General features: G+C 53.6%; 3 protein-coding genes and 1 pseudogene. 2 read left to right on the top strand and 2 right to left on the bottom strand.

The genetic code is table 11. The annotated features are described in order from the left end of the window. Positions 1–445 precede the first annotated feature (445 nt). Positions 446–952, top strand: a complete 507-nt coding sequence (locus tag F6X40_RS41225; RefSeq protein ID WP_187631853.1) for a hypothetical protein — start codon at positions 446–448, stop codon at positions 950–952. Positions 953–993: 41 nt separating this feature from the next. Then, positions 994–1,209, top strand: a pseudogene (locus F6X40_RS43760) (restriction endonuclease); the annotation flags it as partial. 194 nt (positions 1,210–1,403) lie between these two features. Here F6X40_RS43760 and F6X40_RS41215 read toward each other — a convergent pair. After that, a complete protein-coding gene (locus F6X40_RS41215; protein ID WP_187631852.1) occupies positions 1,404–1,616 on the bottom strand; it encodes a KTSC domain-containing protein in 213 nt (70 codons plus the stop codon). Beyond that, positions 1,613–2,485, bottom strand: a complete 873-nt coding sequence (locus F6X40_RS41210) for an ATP-binding protein (RefSeq protein ID WP_222946312.1) — start codon at positions 2,483–2,485, stop codon at positions 1,613–1,615. Before F6X40_RS41210 ends, F6X40_RS41215 begins: the two co-directional genes overlap by 4 nt. Positions 2,486–2,594: the final 109 nt, after the last annotated feature.

The raw sequence follows: 2,594 nt of genomic DNA, 5'->3' as shown, positions 1-2,594 counted from the left end.
GCGTTCTGACATCCAGAGAGCCGTCGCACTGTCGCAGCGGGATCTCGCTCACCTCGTCCTGATCTCTCGCGGCGTTGTTGGTCTCGTACTAAATTTCCACTTCTGACGGGTTACGCTGACGGATACGTTTTATCTTTCAATGCCCGCTGCTGGGATCTTCAAAGGACCAGTCAGCGTCGGCTACGGAAGTTCGCAAGTTGAGTGGGTCACGCCGCGCGTCGACCGGCAATGAACTTCCGGGTTCGGCCGCCTACGGCCGTTGGCTCGCGCTTTTACGCGGCCATTCGGACGTCGGCTTCACCCCAGACAACGGACCCATGCGCCCCAGTCGTGTCCCCACCTACTGCTGCGCACAGGGTCGTGTACAGATTGTGTCTCTCCCGATATGATCAGTGCGAGACCAGTCGCAAAACCGAAGACCGATTTTAATTAAAGGAAGTAGTCAATGTATGAGGTAAAGCGAGATTTCCGAATACTCTTGAAATTTGGGCAACGCCAGCACATCGAATCTTTCCGTCACGAGGGTCTGTTGTACATGAATTCGAGTGACTATTTTTCAAAACTCGAAGACGACCATGTTAGAACGGATCGCTTCGAAGGCACGGATCAAATTCAACAACCACATGATTTTGCGCATATTCGTGTCGAAGCTGTTGATGACGGTAAAGTTCTTTGGATAAAACCGGAGGATTTGGCTGGGCCGGTTCTGTTCAATTTTGGCCGGTCTTGCCACAATATCTTTTGTATGTTTGCAGTTGGACACCCGAGAGATGGTTTCTCCGTCGATGAGAGGAATTTTGCGTTCGGCGACTCGTTCGTTATCGTTCTGAACACTCAAGCGTTTATTGATCGGATCTGCGCAGCAGCTGTCGTAGCTGGTTTCGAGTGCCAATATGGGCCGATCGAATACTACGACGTCAACGCGCATTCAGGCTTACCCTTGGCGACCTAACGGATATTAAACACCCTTGATGTTTCCTTTATGTCGTTGAGTGCAAGAGGTACGCGCCAGACAATCGCGTGGGAGTTGGACTAATTCGACAACTCAATGGAGTGGTCCAAGCAGAGCAGGCCACGGCAGGAATTCTCGCAACGACTTCGTTTTTTACTAAAGGGGCTCACGAATTTCAGAGGCGCATCCCCCACCAGATGAGTCTTAAGGACTTCGTGGGCATCCAGGAATGGTTGCAAGAGATTTTCCGCCGATAACAAGGTATTGTTTTCAACACGAGGGAGCGCTCAACGTTACCACGGCGGCCGGTATCTACTCGTTTCGGAAGTTGATTTACTGCATGGTCAGTGGGCCGTGTTGTCATTCCCCGAGAGACTTGCTGAACCAGGCACGCCAGTCCGTTCCCTGAAGATGGCGATCATTTAGAAATATACGAAGGGTACGCAGGGGCTTAACCGACGCGCGAAAACGGGTAAGCGTTCTTGATATAGACATGCAAGAACTGGCCTTTTGATGGAGCTTGCATCAACTGTTCGAAGAGTGTTGCTTCGACGTTATAGTATTGATAGACAGATCCGTTAGTGAACTCAATCTCTAATGTTTGTGCGCGCTCATCGTACCCGATGGACGAGATGTTTGAAGATGCGACTGCATCCCTGTTCATTGTTGTTCTCCTTCATCGCTGGGAATGTCAATGACTGGTTCACGACGGATTTGGATGTCGCGAGCGACCGCAATGGTACGTTGAGCGCGCCATGACGCGACTACCCGATCATATCCTTCGGCGATGCGCCGGGTAGACCAAGCTTCCGAAACGTTCGGGTCCGCACTCTTTGGTTGGTGTGCTTCTTGCGGCAAAGTAATTCGGCAGCGGACCGGCAGTCGCGCAGCTTCGCCCGCGATGATCGCTTCCCCCGTGCGGAGAACTGGCAAAAGGTCCATGAGACCGGCCAAGTTGTCTGGTAACGCGCCTTTAACGCGGGACCTATCAACTGGGTTTGAGAGTCGGAGCGCCACGATGGTCCCGCATTGGGATAGCACCGTTTCATCTACCTCAGCAGGTCGCTGCGAAACGACCATCGCGCCGATGCCGTACTTTCGCCCTTCCTTCGCGATTCGTTTAACGACGTTTGACGCCATTTGATCACCATCCGCGTTCAAATAGCGATGTGCTTCTTCCATCACGACGAGCAATGGACGCAGTACACCACCCTCCGTCTTTTCTCGACTCCAGAACAGCGCTTCGTAGACGATTCGGAGTATCGAGCCGACCATGCGCACCAGAACCGTGCTAGGAACCCCGGATAGATCAAGAATGGTCAATTGTCGGTCATGTCCGAGCCATCCTTGAAGGAGCTTGTCTAGATCCGCCTCAGATATGCCATTGAGGTCTGGCTCCCAAGGGCCCGGATGAAGAACGAAGTCGTAGCGCCGATCCAGCAAACGGGAGCGCAGCAGGTTTAATTGACGCTTGATCCCCTTCGCGGCCTGATTCAGAAACGGGCCTGCCGTGCCCTGCCGCGCGTCAAACAAGATGAGAGCAGCGCGTCAATCAGGATGAGAGTACTGGCGTTGCGGCAGCGGTGGAGGGCGTAGCCCGGAACCGCTGCCGCAACGCCGCGCCGAGGAGCTCCCCGTCGTC

Origin of the sequence: Paraburkholderia sp. UCT31 (assembly GCF_014397655.1) — a bacterium.
Lineage (GTDB): Bacteria > Pseudomonadota > Gammaproteobacteria > Burkholderiales > Burkholderiaceae > Paraburkholderia > Paraburkholderia tuberum.
This window is presented reverse-complemented; position numbering and strand designations above follow the sequence as displayed.